This window comes from Agathobaculum sp. Marseille-P7918 (genome assembly GCF_900625105.1).
Lineage (GTDB): Bacteria > Bacillota > Clostridia > Oscillospirales > Butyricicoccaceae > Agathobaculum.
This window is the reverse complement of the sequence record NZ_UYYD01000013.1, coordinates 18,957-34,936: the sequence shown is the minus strand read 5'-3', so window position 1 is coordinate 34,936 and position 15,980 is coordinate 18,957. Positions and strand designations below refer to the sequence as shown.

Here is a 15,980-nt window from a genome sequence, read left to right as displayed (position 1 = left end):
ATACACGAACTTTCCCGCTTGAAAAAACGAACTTTTGACGATGGAGGCCACCATGAACAAGAAAACCAAGGCGCTCACCACCGAGCAATACAAGGAGATTATACAGACCATGCGCGAGGGGTTCAGCGGCTGCCGCCCTAATGAGCGAATAGCCACCGCCCTGGTGCTGGAAGGAAATTTAGGCTTGCGGATCAGCGATATATTGAAGCTGCGGCCCTGCGATATTGTCCGGGACGGGGACAGATACCGCCTGGAGATCACCGAGCAGAAAACCGGCAAGGGCCGGGTGTTCACCGTTCCGCTGGTTATCCAGCAATACATAGAAAACTACTGCCTGCGCAACGGCATAGACCGAAATGCCCGGATATTCCCTATCACCGAGAGGGCTATACAGAAGCAGCTCCATATCGTGTGCAATTACTTGGGCTTTGAGGGGATCAGCACGCACAGCTTTCGCAAGTGGTACGCCACGGAGATATACAAGGCGAATGGCTATGATATTGCCCTGGTACAACGGCTATTACAGCACAGTTCCGCCGCCGTCACACAGCGGTATATTGGAATTGAGCCGCAACGGATCGAAACAGCAATACAGAACCACGCACAGCTTGTTTGACAGCTTGGGGCCGCTCGACACGAGCGGCCCCAATACTCTTTGCTGCTGCCTTTTTCCTGATTTTATGATACACTGGACACAAGACCGGGAAAGCGAGGCGGCACACATGGCAAAGTCAGAAAACCAAAAAGTGAAAACGCTCTATGTTGCCAAATACTTTTTGGAGAACTCCGACGAGAACCACCCTGTTACCGCCGGGGATGTAGTGGACTATCTGAAAAATGAGTGCGGGATTGAAGCGGAGCGCCGCGCCATCTACCGGGATATTGCCGCCCTGCGGGATGTGTTTGGGATGGATATAGAAGGCGGGCAGGGCGGGAAATACCGGCTGCTGTCCCGTCAATTTGAGTTTGATGATCTGCGGTTGCTGGCCGAGTGTGTCCATGCGGCAAAGTTCATATCCGCCCGGCAAGCGAAAGATTTGGTGGACACGCTGGGCGAGTTTTGCAGCACCTATCAGGCGGAGCAGCTTCAACGGGAAGTGTTTTTGTGCGACCGGGTGAAAACAACCCAAAAGGGAACCATGGCGATCATTACAAAGATCAATCAGGCTATGGCTACCAGGCAAGACGGCAAGCCCCACATTCCGCAGAAAATCAGCTTCAAATATTTGAAATATACACTTCAAAACGGAATAATACAGGTGGAGCGCCGCAAAGGGGCCATTTACAAAGTAAGCCCCTACAAGTTGCTGATAAACGAAGGGAATTATTATCTGCTGGGTTATGGGCCTGCTGGTAATAGAAAGGCACCACAAATCGCTACATATCGTGTTGATCGAATGAAGGAAGTAAAACTTCTTAATGAACCGCGAGAGGGAGCAGAAGAGTTTTCCAAAATCGACATCGAAAGTTATACCCGCCGCGTGTTCTCCATGTTTGGCGGGGAGCGGAAGCGCGTCAGTATCCGGTTTATCAATTCCTTGCTTGATACGGCAGTCGAGCGGTTTGGAACAAGTCCCGATGTATTTTATAGGCGGGACGATGAAAAGCATTTTGTTGTGACCGCCGATGTAGAAATCAGCAATCAATTTTTTGCGTGGGTATGTGGGTTCGGAAAGAGAGCAAAAATTTTAAATCCTGTTGATACGATACAAGATATGAAAGCTTTTATTGATGAAATTAGCGGGCTGTATTTTGAATAATGACTGAGAGAGGGAAGTATTGATGAATGATACGAAATTTTCTCGTGAGTTGAAAAACCTTATATACTATATTCGAGAATATGGCATTCGACATATAAACTTTGGTTTCAACAGCCTTGATGATCTGGCGAAGGAGCAAGAACAAGTTGAGGAGTTTATAACTCAAGTTCATAAAGGCTTTTTTGCAGCACAGGATCGTGTAATCTATCTTCTCAGAAAGATATTGTTAGAGCAAAAAAGGTTAAAAACATCTTTGGCAGATGCTAGACGACAACACAATAAAGCATTGTCAGGAGAAGTTAATCAAGCCCTAAATCATGCAATATTTCAGGAGCATGTTTTACGAAAATTAATGGATGCTATTGCTTGGCAAATTTTTCAGTACGATTTATCTACATTGCGACGATTTTATTGTGGGCAAGAGCGGATTGATATTACAGACTCTAACTTAGACTCCGAGATAGTCTTTGCAAAATATTATACACAAGATCACCCTGACGCTTTTGTTTTAATTAGTGATTTGACATCTTTTATTCAAATAGGGGATGTAGTAACCATCAGCAAAGATGAAGGTATCAAAATTGCCGAACTAAAAGAAGGCCCTGTTAATGAGGAGATTTTTGAAATAATAGATGAGGCAATAGATGTTAAATGTCCCAGGTATTTAGAACTAAGACTAAAAGATAAAGATAAGCATTTTATAAAACATTTTGAACGGGCAGTTAAGCAGATCGATAAGTCTAGTAAGGTACAGGAAATAGTTTCAACGGGATATGGAACGGATTTACTAACGGGGCAAAAGATTAGAGTAATTCAAGATGAAATAGAATTAGACACTTTTGTAGATGTATTAAAACAGTTGTCAGAAAGTTGTCATAAGAAAGGATATTCTATATCTGTTATTGAAGGGTGCCTTTTAATAGGAGTTTATGATGTCGAGAAATTTCCAAGCCAGGTATTTGATATGTGGGCCAAGGGATTAAAAATAGAAATGCCAATTTATGATATGCGAGCATCATTTTTTGATCCGCTTTCTTATCCTGTATTTCTGCATCCTTTTTCGGATAGTTTTATAGTAGATCTAGTTTTAGGAAAGAAAATCATTAAAATGACACTAGATTTAAAACAATGGTTAGATACATTTGAAAAAGAAGGATGTACGATTAGATGGATGAGTAAAAAGGAAACTGCTAGAGCTAATTCAAAGATGAAGGGTTCAAATAAAATATTTGATGTTAATGGACAAGGAATTTTGATAGAAAAAGATGATGTATCCATAGAAGTAGGACAAGGAATTTTTTCTAGAATGTTTACCAGTTTTAATACTCCGTCGTCAATTAGGAAACTTCTTTTAACTACTTTTGAATATTCTCAAGATTTAAAAAAGGATGTTGATAATTAAGAATAAACATTTGAAACTTACTCTTTCTTTTGCTATCTTTTTAAAAGTTCTTAATTATAGCTGATTTAGATTATCCCGTAAAATATCAATGCCTGTTCTGGAAAGAGCAATATAATACCGCTGCGTGACCTGGATATTCCCGTGTCCCATCTGATTGCAGAGAAGGTGGGTGGGGGTATTCATTTCTGCCATCATGGTTCCGTAGGTGTGGCGCAGGTAGTGGTATTTGAACATGATGTGATACTTGCTTTTGAGTTCCCGCGAGGGGTATTTCATGGAGTTCACCGTCTGGATTTTTCCATCTGGTAGACAGTTCACAAGCTCCGTGGAAGGAATCTTCTTGCCCCCTAAGTCCTCTATGATACGCTGGTTCTGTTCCCGCAGGGTGGCGTATTGGAGCATATCCTGTTCCCGTCGCTCGGCTAGCTTTTGAAAATACACTTTCAATTTGTCGCACATGTAAATGGTGCGTTTGGCGTTGCGGGTTTTCAGCGACACCAGTTTGATAAGGCCGTTCTGGTATTGCATTTGACGGTCAATCAAGATCGTCCCGTTGACCACATCGACATTTGACCATTTGAGGCCGTAACACTCGTTGATACGAAGGCCGCAATACCGTCCCAGCAAGTACGCCGTTTCCGCATTGGTTCCATGGAAGTAATCATCCAATACGGCAAGTTCTTCCTTGCTGAACGCCACAATATCCAGATCATCGTCCGTTTTCAGTTTAGGCATGTGAATTTTGGTATCTTTGTTGATACAGAGCTTGCTGTAGGAATCCACATCTAGGTAGTTTCGGGAATACGCCTGACCGAAGAGCAAGTAGAACTGTTTTAGAAAGCTCTCCACATAGCGGTAGGAGAGGCCCCGCCCGCAATAAAGCTCCGTCAGATAGTCTACCACCTCCGCCGCGCTGACTTCATCCACGAAGCGGTTGCCGAACCGAGCGGAAAGGTGGTTCTTCCACAAGCTGTCCTGTTTGCGGATGGTGTTGTAGGCCCGATCACTACGGCCCGTGGCACAGTATTCCTGATAGACCTCCTGAATGGTTTTCCGCACCGTAGGTTTGGGCTTGCGGGAATTCTGTTCCCGGTCAATGGCAGCTTGCCGCGCCTTTATTGCTTCCCGTTTTGTTTTGAAGGGCGTACCAAATTCATCTTTGGTTTTCCTGGCCTCCTTGCGGACGCCATTGACCATCACAACATAGCGATAGCCCCAATTCCCATTTTTCAATTTGTAGATCCCTGCGTCATTCTGCTTTGCCATGCCAAATCCTCCTGTGTTGTGGATTTTTTGTGGCAATAAACGGAATCGTCACAAATGAAAAATATCCAATTGTGGCAAGAGGGGAAATGACCAAAAACACCGAAGGAAGCCCAATTCGTGCTGTTGCACGCTGTCCGGCGCCGAACGGCGCAGCCGTTTGGCTACCTGGAGATGCGTGTGGACGCCGAGAACGGCGCTACCCAGGGCAAGACCGACCTGGCCAAGAAGGCCAAGGAGCTGAACCTGGACGCCATCCACGACACCGTCCACGAGATGGCTCGCGACGAAGCCCGTCATGGCAAGGCTTTCGAGGGCCTGCTGCATCGTTACTTCGGCTAATTCAAAAAGCCCATCAGGAAGGAACCGGAACTCCGGTTCCTTCTTTTTTTGGTGCAAAAAAGCGGCCTGCGTTATGCAGACCGCTTTTGATTTCGGGTTATCCGAACAGGATCGAGCCGACCGATACGAGCAGCGCGGTCAGCAGGCCGGCCACGCCGATGGCAAGGCCGCTCATCGCGCCTTCGGTCTCGCCCAGTTCGATCGCACGCGAGGTGCCGACCGCATGGGCCGCTGTGCCGATGGACAGGCCCATCTGCACCGGGTTGCGCACGCCGATGCACTTGAGGAAGGTCGGCAGCAGGATCGCGCCGACGATGCCGGTGAACACCACGGCGATCGCGGTCACGGGCGCGAGGCCGCCCAGCATCTCGGACAGGGCCACGCCGATCGGCGTGGTGACCGATTTCGGGATGAGCGAGCGGGTGGTGGTGCCGGACAGGCCGAACAGATGGCAGAACAGCAGCACGCTCAGGATGGAGGTCAGCGAACCGACCAGCGCGCCGGCGAGGATGGGCACCAGATTTTTCTTGAGCACATCCAGCTTGCGGTAGATCGGCACGGCCAGTGCGACGGTCGCCGGGGTCAGGAAAAACGAGATCAGCTGCCCGGCGCTTTCATAGGTCTGGTAGCTGGTGCCGGTCACGACCAGGACGATACCGACCAGCAGGGCGGAGATCAGCAGCGGGTTGCACAGCGCCGAGCCGGTTTTGCGCTGGATTTTGACGCCCAGCGCGTAGCAGCCGATGGACAGCGCCATCCAGAAGGACGACGAGGAAAGCAAATCAGTCATGGTCGAACGCCTCCTCACTTTCGCGGTTCTGCAGGCGGAATACGATGTGGACGGTCAGCGCGGTGGCCGCCGCAGTGCAGAGCGTGGTCAGCACGCACACCGCGAGGATGGCCAGAATCTCGCTTTTGATCTGCGCGAAGATTTCGAGCACGCCCAGACAGGCGGGCAGGAAGAAAAAGGCCATGTTTTGCAGCAGAAAATCCGCCGTATGCGCCACATGGTGCTCCTGAATGGGGCCAAAGATCAACAGCAGGAGCAGCAGCGTCAGCCCGAGCACATTGCCGGGCAGCGCACCGCGCAGCAGAGTGGAAAGCGCGTCGCCTGCGACGCAGCAGGCGAGCAGTACGCCCAGTTGCTTAATGTAGTTCAAGGGGTTTCGTCTTCTTTCTCGGTTTCGTAATCTGCGGTCATGGCACTCAATAAGGTCTGGTAGATCGCCTCCGCGTTGTTTTTGAAGGTGCGCTCGAGCATCGCGGCCTGTCCGCGGCTGACCACTGCCATCTCCACGGCGAACACCTGCTCCATCTCCATGCGGACGGTCAGGTCGTTTTCGCTGCGCTCGGTCACCGACGTGTGGATGGCCGCGTCCCGCCGGATCTGGCGCACCACGCGCAGCGCGGAGCGCTGTGCGGCTTCGCGCACCGGATAGGGCAGCTGCTTTTCAAACACATGCGTGGCTTCACGGCCCTTGTCCGTAATGCGGTAAGTGGGCTCGGGATCGCCGGGGACCTCCTCGATGTGGCCGGTGGGCACCATCTCATAAAAGGCTTCGCTCAGTTCAAAATAACCGAAGCCCTCATCGCACCAGGTCGTCAGATCCACGACCGTGCTGAAGCTGACCGGAAAGGGCAGCAAATCCATCGCGAACAGAACGAGAAATTTGATATCTTCTTTCGAGTGAATGAAACCATGACGAACCATAATGCGCAAGCCTCCCTTATTGAAAAATCGCTTACAGTAGTATACCCCAAACAACGGGAAAAAGCAATCGGCTGAGCGGACAAGGATGCGCGTTTTACAGCGGTTTCCGTTGTTCGATTTTGCCGGAAAAGCGCACAAAAGAACAGGCGAACGCATGTACGATTTTTGGCGGCAAAAGCGGCAAAAACCGGTTGAACAAGCCAAGCCCGCGCGGTATAATAGAATGACGGAAAATATCGCAACGGGAGAGAAAAACTATGTCGGAAGTTGTTTTGCGCGTCGCAAAGGAAAGCGACGCGGCCGATATGCTGGCGCTGTATGCGCCGTATGTGATCCAGACCACCGTGTCGAGCGAATACGAGCCGCCCACGCTCGAGGAATTCCTCGGGCGCATGCGCACCTATGGCGAGCGCCTGCCGTGGCTCGTGTGCACGATCGACGGTGAAGTCGTCGGCTACGGCTATGCGTCCCCGCACCGCACGCGCGCGGCCTATCAGTGGTCGGTCGAGACGTCGATCTACGTCGCGCAGGAGTGGCACCGCCACGGCATCGCGGGCGCGATCTATGCCGCGCTGTTTGAACTGCTTGCCATGCAGGGATACTATAACATCTATGTCGGCATCACTTCGCCCAACGAGCGCTCGATGAAGTTCCACAAGGCGATGGGCTTTATCATCTCGGGCGCCTATCAGGAGAGTATGTACAAGTTCGGCCAGTGGCGGGACGTATTGTGGATGGGCAAGATCCTGCGCCCGCACGAGGGCGAGCCGCAGCCGACCGTCCCGTTCCCCGAGATTCAGGACAGCCCGCTGGTGGCGCGTGCGCTGCGGCAGGCCGAACAGCGCATCCATCTGTAAACACCAAAGAGGAGGGCGAAGGCATGGCGGAAAAGCTGCATCAGAACCATCGCGAGCGCGTGCTGGAAAAGTTCCGCCGGTTCGGGCTGGACGTGTTCAGCGACCATGAGGCGCTCGAGCTTTTGCTGTTTTTCGCCATCCCGCGCGTGGATACCAACCCGACCGCGCACCGGCTGCTCGCGCGCTTCGGTTCGCTGCACGCGGTGCTGGAAGCGCCGGCTGAGCAGCTCTGCGAGGTGGAGGGCATCGGGCCGCGCGCGGCCACGCTGCTCCGGCTGGCGTATGCGATGTGCGCGCGGTATCAGCAGGACGTCGCCAAAAGCGAGCGGCACAGCGACAGGCTCAACACCATCGAACGCATCGGCGCCTATTTCGTGCCGCAGTTTGCGGGCGAGCAGGACGAGGTGTTGCTGGCCGCTTATCTGGACGGGGCGGGCCGCGTGATCAAGTGCGAGGAGATCGCCCGCGGCGGCCATACGCAGGTGACGGTGGACGCCTACAAGATCGCCCGGACCGCGCTGCTGTGCGACGCATCGGGCGTGGCGCTGGCGCACAACCACCCGAACGGGACGGTCACACCGTCCGAATCCGATCTGCTGGCCACACGCCGGCTGGAGCAGACGCTCGCCGGGCTGGGGCTGGAACTGGTGGACCACTGCGTCGTGGCGCGCGGAAAATATACATCCATCCGCAAGCTGCGCGCCGGCCAGCTGGGACAGAGGAGGTAAAACATGCCGGATTTTCACATTGTAAGCCCATATAAAATGGCGGGCGACCAGCCGGAAGCGGTCGCAAAGCTGGTGGAGGGCATCCAAAACGGCCTGACCGAGCAGACCCTGATGGGCGTGACCGGCTCGGGCAAGACCTTCACCATGGCCAACATCATCGAGCAGACCCAGCGGCCGACGCTGGTGCTCGCGCACAACAAAACGCTCGCCGCGCAGCTGTGTACCGAGCTGCGGGAGTTCTTCCCGGATAACGCGGTCGAGTATTTTGTCTCTTACTATGACTATTATCAGCCCGAGGCCTACATCGCCTCGACCGATACCTATATCGAAAAAGACTCCGCGATCAACGACGAGATCGACCGCCTGCGCCACTCCGCGACCTCGGCGCTTTCCGAGCGGCGGGACGTCATCATCGTCTCGTCGGTGTCGTGCATTTACTCGCTCGGCGACCCGATCGACTATAAGAAGATGGTCATTTCGCTGCGTCCCGGCATGGAGATCAGCCGCGAAACGCTCATCCACCGGCTTATTGATATCCAGTATGAGCGCAACGACATTGCCTTCGAGCGCAACCGCTTCCGCGTGCGCGGCGACACGGTCGAGGTCTGGCCGGTTTACTCGGATGAGGACGTGGTGCGCATCGAGTTTTTCGGCGACGAGGTCGATCGCATCAGCCGCATCAATCCGCTGACCGGCGTGGTGCTGGGCGAGCTGGGGCACACCGCGATCTTCCCGGCGAGCCACTATGTCACGCCCAAGGACAAATTGCAGGCCGCCATCCAAGATTTGGAGGACGAGCTGGAAGAGCGCGTCAAGTATTTCGAGGCCAACGGCAAGCTGATCGAGGCGCAGCGCATCGCGCAGCGCACGCGGTACGACATCGAAATGCTGCAGGAGATCGGCTTTTGCAGCGGCATCGAGAACTATTCGCGCGTGCTGTCCCGCCGCGCGCCGGGGTCGGCGCCCTTTACCCTGATTGACTATTTCCCCAAGGATTTTCTGCTGATCGTGGACGAGAGCCACGTCACGCTCCCGCAGGTGCGCGCCATGTACCACGGCGACCGCGCCCGCAAGGAAAGTCTGGTCGAAAACGGCTTCCGCCTGCCTTCGGCGTATGATAACCGCCCGCTGAACTTCGACGAGTTCAACGAGCGCCTCAATCAAATTGTGTACGTTTCCGCGACGCCCGGCGAGTACGAGCTGTCGCGCTCGGGACAGGTGGTCGAGCAGGTCATCCGCCCGACCGGTCTGCTCGACCCGGAAGTGGTCGTGCGCCCGGTCGAAGGGCAGATCGATGACCTGATCGGCGAGATCAACGCGCGCACGGCCAAGGGCGAGCGCGTGCTGGTGACCACGCTGACCAAAAAGATGGCCGAGGACCTGACCGGCTACCTCGAAACCGCGGGCATCAAGGTGCGCTATATGCATCACGACGTCAAAACCATCGAGCGGCAGGAGCTGGTGCGCGACTTGCGCTTGGGCGTGTTCGACGTGCTGGTCGGCATCAATCTGCTGCGTGAGGGCCTGGATATCCCCGAGGTGTCGCTCGTCGCGATCCTCGACGCGGATAAGGAGGGCTTTTTGCGTTCCGAGACCTCACTCATCCAGACCATCGGCCGCGCCGCGCGCAATGAGCACGGCATGGTCGTGCTGTACGCGGACAGCATCACGCCCTCGATGCGCCGCGCGATGGACGAGACCGAGCGCCGCCGCGCCTTGCAGGAAGCGTTCAACAAGGCGCACGGCATCGTGCCCAAATCGGTGCACAAAAAGGTGCAGGACGTCATCGAAATCACGTCCAACGTGCCGACGAGCAGCAAAAAGAAGCTGCGCACCAAGGGCGAAAAGCAGCAGGAGATCGCCCGCCTGACCAAGCAGATGAAGGAAGCGGCCAAGATGCTGGAATTCGAGATCGCGGCGCAGCTGCGTGACCAGATCCGGGCGCTGGAGGAAGGAAAATGAGGATTTTCACGCTCATGGAGGATACCGCGTGCGCGCCGGACTTTGTCTGCGAGCACGGGCTGAGCTTTTATATCGAGACCGAAAACCGCAGGCTGCTGTTTGACATGGGGCAGACCGATTTGTTTTTGAAAAACGCGGAAGCGCTGGGAATTGACCTGTCCAAAGTGGACACGGCGTTTGTTTCGCACGGCCACTATGACCACGGCGGCGGACTCGCGGCGTTTCTGGGCGTCAATAACCATGCGCCGGTCTATGTGCATACGCAGGCGTTTGAGCCGCACTTTTCGCACAAGCCGGAGGGCATTCGGGATATCGGTCTGGACACGGCGCTGCAAACCAACCCGCGCCTGCGGCGCGTGTCGGGTGTGACGCAGATTGACGCTAAATTGACGCTGTTTTCCGATATCACGGGCGCGGACTGCGTCCCCTCTGGCAACCGCACGCTGTACGAGCGGGAAAACGGGCAGTACGTCCCCGACCGCTTTACCCATGAGCAAAGCCTGCTCGTGCGCGAAGGGGAAAAAGCGGTGCTGTTTACCGGCTGTGCGCATCGGGGCGTCCTGAATATCTGCGCGCGGGCGAAGAAGCTGCTCGGCCGCGACCCGGATGTGGTCGTGGGCGGCATGCACCTGTTCAGCCCGTCTTCTGGCAAGAGCGAGCCGGACGAAAAGATCCGCGCGGTCGCGTCGCGCCTTGCGCAGACGGACAGCCGCTATTACACCTGCCACTGCACCGGCCCGCACGCCTATGACGTGCTGCGCGGGACGCTGGGCGAGCGCATCGCGTTTTTGTCCGCGGGCAGTATCGTTGCGATCTGAACGCGGCATGCTAAGCAAAGAGAGCACAGAGCGTATCAAAACACAAGTGAGGATGAAGCAGAACACATCATGCAGGAATATATTCATGTCAAGGGTGCGCGTGAGCACAACCTGAAAAACATCGATATCAAGATCCCGCGCGACAAGCTGGTCGTGCTGACCGGCCTGTCCGGTTCGGGCAAATCGTCGCTGGCGTTCGACACGATCTATGCCGAGGGCCAGCGCCGCTATGTCGAGTCGCTGTCCAGCTATGCGCGGCAGTTTTTGGGCCAGATGGACAAGCCGGACGTGGACTATATCGACGGCCTGTCGCCGGCCATCTCGATCGACCAGAAAACCACCTCGCAGAACCCGCGTTCGACGGTCGGCACGGTCACCGAGATCTACGACTACATGCGCCTTTTGTGGGCGCGCATCGGCACGCCGCACTGCCCCAAGTGCGGCAAGGAGATCCACCAGCAGACGATCGACCAGATCATCGACCGGCTGATGGCGCTGGAAGAAAAAACGCGCGTGCAGATCCTCGCGCCGGTCATCCGCGGCAAAAAGGGCGAGCACGTCAAGGTGTTTGAGGACGCCCGGCGGCAGGGCTTTGTCCGCGTGCGGGTGGACGGCGAGATGCACGACCTGTCCGAGGAACTCAAGCTGCAAAAGACCAAAAAACACAACATTGAGATCGTTGTGGATCGCATCGCCATCCGTTCGGATGTGCGCAGCCGCCTGACCGACTCGGTCGAGGTTGCCTCGGCGCTGTCGGGCGGTCTGGTCATCGCGGACGTGGTCGGCGGCGAGCCGATTCTGTTTTCGCAGAACTATGCCTGTGAGGACTGCGGCATCTCGATCGAGGAACTGACGCCGCGCATGTTCTCGTTCAACAACCCGTACGGCGCGTGCCCGGTGTGCACCGGCCTCGGCATGCAGATGCGCGTCGATCCCGACCGCATCATCCCAAACAAGAAATTGTCCATCCGGCAGGGCGCGATCCGCGCGTCCGGCTGGGGCAACGCCGACTCGGGCACGATCGCGGCCATGTACTACACCGCGCTCGGCAAAAAGCACGGCTTTACGCTGGACACCCCGATCGAAAAGATGAGCGAAAAGGCGCTGCACGAGCTGCTCTACGGCACGGGGGACGAGCCGCTCGAGCTGTCGGTCAGCCGCGTGTCGGGCGGCATCATGCGTCAGCCGTTTGAGGGCATCGTGTGCAACCTCGAGCGCCGCTACCGGGAGACCTCGAGCGACTACGCCAGAAGCGAGATCGAGGAGTGCATGAGCGAGATCCCCTGTCCCGCGTGCCACGGCCGCCGTCTGCGGCCCGAGGTGCTCGCGGTGACCATCGGCGGGCTGAACATCGCGGAATTTGCGGAAAAGTCGGTCGTCAAGGCGATGGAGTTTTTGCACACCTTGCAGCTGACCGAAATGCAGCACAAGATCGGCGACCGCGTCATCAAGGAGATCATGGACCGGCTGGGCTTTTTGCAGTCGGTCGGCCTGGAATACCTGACGCTTTCGCGCTCGTCCGGCACGCTGTCGGGCGGCGAGAGCCAGCGCATCCGGCTTGCCACGCAGATCGGCTCGTCGCTGATGGGCGTGCTGTATATTCTGGACGAGCCGTCCATCGGCCTGCACCAGCGCGACAACGACAAGCTGCTCGCGACGCTCAAACGTCTGCGCGACCTCGGCAACACGCTGATCGTGGTCGAGCACGATGAGGACACCATGTTCGCGGCCGACCACATCGTGGACATCGGCCCGGGCGCGGGGCGTAACGGCGGCGAAGTCGTGTTCGAGGGCAAGGTCGAGGATCTGCTTAAATGCGAAACCTCGCTGACCGGACAGTACCTCTCCGGCCGCAAGTGCATCCCGGTGCCTGCGGTGCGCCGCAAGGGCAACGGCAAAAAGCTGACCGTCAAGGGCTGCGCGGTCAACAACCTCAAGCACACGGATTTCACCATTCCGCTCGGGACGTTTACCTGCGTTACCGGTGTGTCCGGTTCGGGCAAGTCCTCGTTCGTCAACGAGATCCTGTATAAAAAGCTGGCCGCCGAGCTCAACGGCGCCAAAACGCGCGCGGGCGCATTCGACAAGATCACTGGCCTGTCCTATCTCGACAAGGTCATCGACATCGACCAGTCGCCCATCGGGCGCACGCCGCGCTCCAACCCCGCGACCTACACGGGCGTCTTTAACGACATCCGCGACCTGTTCGCCAAGACGGCGGACGCCAAGGCGCGCGGCTACGGGCCGAGCAGGTTCAGCTTCAACGTCAAGGGCGGCCGGTGCGAGGCCTGCGCGGGCGACGGCCTTTTAAAGATCGAAATGCACTTCCTGCCGGACGTGTATGTGCCCTGCGACGTGTGCAAGGGCCGCCGGTACAACAAGGAGACGCTCGAGGTGCGCTACAAGGGCAAGAACATCTATGAGGTGCTCGACATGACGGTGGACGAGGCGTGCGAGTTTTTCGCCAACGTCCCCAAGATCGCCCGCCGGCTCGAGACCATGCGCGAGGTCGGGCTGGGGTACGTCAAGCTCGGCCAGTCGTCCACGACGCTTTCGGGCGGCGAGGCGCAGCGCGCCAAGCTTGCCACCGAGCTTTCCAAGCGCTCGACCGGCAAGACCATCTATATCCTTGACGAGCCGACCACCGGCCTGCACGTCGCGGACGTGCACCGGCTGGTCGATGTGCTGCAAAAGCTGGTGGACGCGGGCAACACCGTGGTCGTCATCGAGCACAATCTGGACGTCATCAAGACCGCGGATTATATCCTCGACCTCGGCCCTGAGGGCGGCGACGGCGGCGGCCGGCTGGTCGTGGCCGGCACGCCCGAGGAGGTCGCCGCGTGTGAGGGTTCTTATACCGGACAGTACCTGAAACGGGTGCTGGAGCGGCATCCGGCCGCCAAAACCGAGGCGTAACGCGCTTTTCCGAACGAAAAAAGCGGGCATTTCCATGCGGAATGCCCGCTTTTGACAATTTGCATAAAAATGTTGAGCTTTGTGGCGTGTTTTGGTATAATAATGGTAATATAAAATAAATGAGGGAGTCATATGAAAACAAAGCGATGGGTGATCGCCGACCCCGACGAGGCGCGCGTGCGCGCCTTGTCGGAGGAGGGCGGGTATGCCCCGCTGACCGCAGCCGTCCTGGTGGCGCGCGGCATCGACACGCCCGAGGCCGCAGCCGATTACCTGAGCTGCGACTTATCCGGCCTGCACGACCCGTTCCTGCTGGCCGACATGGACAAAGCCGTCGCGGTCATCCGCGGCGCGATCGCACGCGGTGAGCATATCGTGGTCTACGGCGATTATGATGTGGATGGCGTGACCGCCACCTGCACGCTGGTGGATTATCTGCGCAGCCTTGGCGCCGAGTGTGAATATTATATCCCCAACCGCCTGCGGGAGGGGTACGGCCTGTCCCGCGCGGCGATGGAACAGCTCTATGAAAAGGGCACCCGTCTGCTCATCACGGTGGACTCGGGCATCACCGGGGACGAGGAGATCGCGGTCGCGCGCGAGCTGGGTATGCAGGTGGTCATCACCGACCACCACGAGTGCCACGAGACGCTGCCCGCGGCGGACGCCGTGGTCGATTACAAGCGGCCGGATTGCACCTATCCGTTCGACAGCCTCGCGGGCGTGGGCGTCGCGTTCAAGCTGATCTGCGCGCTCGAGGGCAATGCCCGGACCGTGCTTGACCGCTACGCCGATCTGGTGGCGCTGGGCACGGTGGCGGACGTCATGCCCATCACGGGTGAAAACCGCATCATCGTGGCCGCTGGGCTCAAAAAAATGGCCGCGACCGGCAACGTCGGCCTGGAAATGCTGCTGCGCGAGGCGGGCATGAAGCACAAACGCCTGACTTCGTCCACCATCAGCTTCGTGCTGGCGCCGCGCATCAACGCGGCGGGGCGCATGGGCCGCGCGGAACTGGCCGCCGAGCTGTTCCTGACGCACGACCCCGTGCGCGCGCAAAAGCTGGCCGCGCAGCTGTGCGAGCAGAACAAGCTGCGGCAGAACGAAGAAAACAAGATTTTGGAGCAGGCGCTCGCGCGCTTGCGCAAGGAATACAATCCGCTGGAGGATAAAATCATCGTGCTGGCGGAAAAAGGCTGGCACCACGGCGTGATCGGCATCGTCTGTTCCCGCCTGTGCGACCGGTACGGCTGCCCGGTGGTGCTCATCTCGCTCGACGAGGACGGCACGGGCAAGGGCTCGGGCCGCTCGGTGGGCGGGTTTAACCTGTTCGACGCGCTGACCTCGTGCGAGGACCTGCTCGAGCGCTACGGCGGGCACGCGCTGGCCGCCGGCCTGACCGTGGACGCTGACAAGGTGGATGCGCTGCGCGCGCGTCTGCGCGACTATGCCGAAAGCCATGTTTCCATGGCCGAGCTCATCCCGCAGCTGCACATCGACTGCATGGTGCGCCCGGAATGGCTGACCGAAGAGAACATCGAGGCGCTTTCGGTTTTGGAGCCGTACGGCATGCGCAATGCCGAGCCGGTGTTCTGCATGAAGGACATGGTCGTGGAGGATATCACGCCCATTTCCAGCGACCGCCATGTGCGCATGACGCTCATCAAGGACGGCGTGCGCTTTTCCGCCATCTGGTTCGGCACGGGCGCGGGCGGCCTCGGCTTTGTCGAGGGCAACTACGTCGATGCCGCGTTCCATCTGGAGATCAACGAGTTCCGCGGCCGCCGCACGGTGCAGCTGACGCTGAGCGACGCGCAGCTGAGCGATTGCGAGCATCTGGCGGATCAGAAACTGCTCAATGTGTACAATCCTTATATGGCCGATGGGCCGCTGACCGCGGTCCAGGCGCGCATGCTGCTGCCCGACCGCAAGGATCTGGTGGCGGTGTGGCGGCATATCGTGTGCCGCGCGGAGGACGGACGCCTGTCCGTGCCGGACGGCGCGCTTTCGCGCCGCGTGGCGTGGGAGAGCCGCCGCGACATCAACATCGGCAAGCTGTTCGTCTGCCTGGACGTGTTTTCCGAGTCCGGGCTGATCAGCTATCATTTCAAGGAAGGGATGCTCAACATCCTGCTCAAGCCTTACGAGGGTAAGGCGGATATATCTGGTTCGGTCGTCCTTGCCACGCTGCAAAGCATGGCGGGATAACGGAATGGGGGAA

13 protein-coding genes and 1 pseudogene are annotated in these 15,980 nt (G+C 57.1%); 10 read left to right on the top strand and 4 right to left on the bottom strand.

Annotated elements, in window-relative coordinates; all coding sequences use genetic code 11:
• Nucleotides 1-52: 52 nt before the first annotated feature.
• The 3 genes from EJL02_RS12895 (at nt 53) to EJL02_RS12885 (ending at nt 3,162) form a co-directional block, all read left to right on the top strand.
• On the top strand, nt 53-616 hold the full coding sequence (locus EJL02_RS12895) for a tyrosine-type recombinase/integrase (RefSeq protein WP_243114498.1): 564 nt from the start codon (nt 53-55) through the stop codon (nt 614-616).
• 106 nt (nt 617-722) lie between these two features.
• The gene (locus EJL02_RS12890) at nt 723-1,760 is read left to right on the top strand and encodes a helix-turn-helix transcriptional regulator (protein WP_164510427.1); all 1,038 of its coding nucleotides are present in this window, start codon (nt 723-725) and stop codon (nt 1,758-1,760) included.
• Nucleotides 1,761-1,782: 22 nt separating this feature from the next.
• Nucleotides 1,783-3,162: a hypothetical protein gene (locus EJL02_RS12885; protein ID WP_125116767.1), complete on the top strand. Its 1,380-nt coding sequence runs from the start codon at nt 1,783-1,785 to the stop codon at nt 3,160-3,162.
• A gap of 54 nt (nt 3,163-3,216) precedes the next feature.
• On the opposite strand, the gene EJL02_RS12880 is transcribed toward EJL02_RS12885, so the two are convergent.
• Entirely contained in the window at nt 3,217-4,428 is a 1,212-nt protein-coding gene (locus tag EJL02_RS12880; protein ID WP_125116766.1) for a tyrosine-type recombinase/integrase, read from the bottom strand.
• A 165-nt stretch (nt 4,429-4,593) separates the two neighbouring features.
• Here EJL02_RS12880 and EJL02_RS12875 point away from each other — a divergent pair.
• A pseudogene (locus EJL02_RS12875) lies at nt 4,594-4,767 on the top strand (NADH peroxidase); the annotation flags it as partial.
• Between the two features lie 97 nt (nt 4,768-4,864).
• Here EJL02_RS12875 and EJL02_RS12870 read toward each other — a convergent pair.
• Genes EJL02_RS12870 through EJL02_RS12860 form a run of 3 tightly spaced genes read right to left on the bottom strand, consistent with a single transcriptional unit; the run spans nt 4,865 to nt 6,478 of the window.
• On the bottom strand, nt 4,865-5,557 hold the full coding sequence (locus tag EJL02_RS12870; protein WP_125116765.1) for an LrgB family protein: 693 nt from the start codon (nt 5,555-5,557) through the stop codon (nt 4,865-4,867).
• Complete coding sequence (locus EJL02_RS12865) at nt 5,550-5,927, bottom strand: CidA/LrgA family protein (protein WP_164510426.1); 378 nt, start codon at nt 5,925-5,927, stop codon at nt 5,550-5,552. Before EJL02_RS12865 ends, EJL02_RS12870 begins: the two co-directional genes overlap by 8 nt.
• Nucleotides 5,924-6,478 carry a DUF4364 family protein gene (locus EJL02_RS12860; protein WP_164510425.1) on the bottom strand — a complete coding sequence of 185 codons (555 nt, stop codon included), beginning with the start codon at nt 6,476-6,478 and terminating at the stop codon, nt 5,924-5,926. The genes EJL02_RS12865 and EJL02_RS12860 overlap by 4 nt, the downstream gene beginning before the upstream one ends.
• Nucleotides 6,479-6,735: 257 nt before the next feature.
• Between EJL02_RS12860 and EJL02_RS12855 the strand changes: the two genes are divergently transcribed.
• From EJL02_RS12855 to recJ, 6 genes are all read left to right on the top strand, one after another.
• Nucleotides 6,736-7,335, top strand: coding sequence for a GNAT family N-acetyltransferase (locus EJL02_RS12855; protein WP_125116762.1), 600 nt, complete (start codon nt 6,736-6,738; stop codon nt 7,333-7,335).
• A 23-nt stretch (nt 7,336-7,358) separates the two neighbouring features.
• Entirely contained in the window at nt 7,359-8,063 is a 705-nt protein-coding gene (locus tag EJL02_RS12850; RefSeq protein WP_125116761.1) for a JAB domain-containing protein, read from the top strand.
• 3 nt (nt 8,064-8,066) lie between these two features.
• Complete coding sequence (uvrB, locus tag EJL02_RS12845) at nt 8,067-10,025, top strand: excinuclease ABC subunit UvrB (RefSeq protein ID WP_125116760.1); 1,959 nt, start codon at nt 8,067-8,069, stop codon at nt 10,023-10,025.
• Nucleotides 10,022-10,843, top strand: coding sequence for an MBL fold metallo-hydrolase (locus EJL02_RS12840; RefSeq protein ID WP_125116759.1), 822 nt, complete (start codon nt 10,022-10,024; stop codon nt 10,841-10,843). Before uvrB ends, EJL02_RS12840 begins: the two co-directional genes overlap by 4 nt.
• Before the next feature lie 69 nt (nt 10,844-10,912).
• Entirely contained in the window at nt 10,913-13,759 is a 2,847-nt protein-coding gene (gene uvrA, locus EJL02_RS12835; RefSeq protein WP_125116758.1) for an excinuclease ABC subunit UvrA, read from the top strand.
• 132 nt (nt 13,760-13,891) lie between these two features.
• Nucleotides 13,892-15,967, top strand: a complete 2,076-nt coding sequence (gene recJ, locus EJL02_RS12830) for a single-stranded-DNA-specific exonuclease RecJ (RefSeq protein ID WP_125116757.1) — start codon at nt 13,892-13,894, stop codon at nt 15,965-15,967.
• Nucleotides 15,968-15,980 lie beyond the last annotated feature (13 nt).

What these genes read in the sequence shown, in the direction of transcription:
- EJL02_RS12895 (WP_243114498.1), top strand. Translation starts at nt 53, where the DNA reads ATGAACAAGAAAACCAAGGCGCTCACCACCGAGCAATACAAGGAGATT.
- EJL02_RS12890 (WP_164510427.1), top strand. Translation starts at nt 723, where the DNA reads ATGGCAAAGTCAGAAAACCAAAAAGTGAAAACGCTCTATGTTGCCAAA.
- EJL02_RS12885 (WP_125116767.1), top strand. Translation starts at nt 1,783, where the DNA reads ATGAATGATACGAAATTTTCTCGTGAGTTGAAAAACCTTATATACTAT.
- EJL02_RS12880 (WP_125116766.1), bottom strand. Translation starts at nt 4,428, where the DNA reads ATGGCAAAGCAGAATGACGCAGGGATCTACAAATTGAAAAATGGGAAT.
- EJL02_RS12870 (WP_125116765.1), bottom strand. Translation starts at nt 5,557, where the DNA reads ATGACTGATTTGCTTTCCTCGTCGTCCTTCTGGATGGCGCTGTCCATC.
- EJL02_RS12860 (WP_164510425.1), bottom strand. Translation starts at nt 6,478, where the DNA reads ATGGTTCGTCATGGTTTCATTCACTCGAAAGAAGATATCAAATTTCTC.
- EJL02_RS12855 (WP_125116762.1), top strand. Translation starts at nt 6,736, where the DNA reads ATGTCGGAAGTTGTTTTGCGCGTCGCAAAGGAAAGCGACGCGGCCGAT.
- EJL02_RS12850 (WP_125116761.1), top strand. Translation starts at nt 7,359, where the DNA reads ATGGCGGAAAAGCTGCATCAGAACCATCGCGAGCGCGTGCTGGAAAAG.
- uvrB (WP_125116760.1), top strand. Translation starts at nt 8,067, where the DNA reads ATGCCGGATTTTCACATTGTAAGCCCATATAAAATGGCGGGCGACCAG.
- EJL02_RS12840 (WP_125116759.1), top strand. Translation starts at nt 10,022, where the DNA reads ATGAGGATTTTCACGCTCATGGAGGATACCGCGTGCGCGCCGGACTTT.
- uvrA (WP_125116758.1), top strand. Translation starts at nt 10,913, where the DNA reads ATGCAGGAATATATTCATGTCAAGGGTGCGCGTGAGCACAACCTGAAA.
- recJ (WP_125116757.1), top strand. Translation starts at nt 13,892, where the DNA reads ATGAAAACAAAGCGATGGGTGATCGCCGACCCCGACGAGGCGCGCGTG.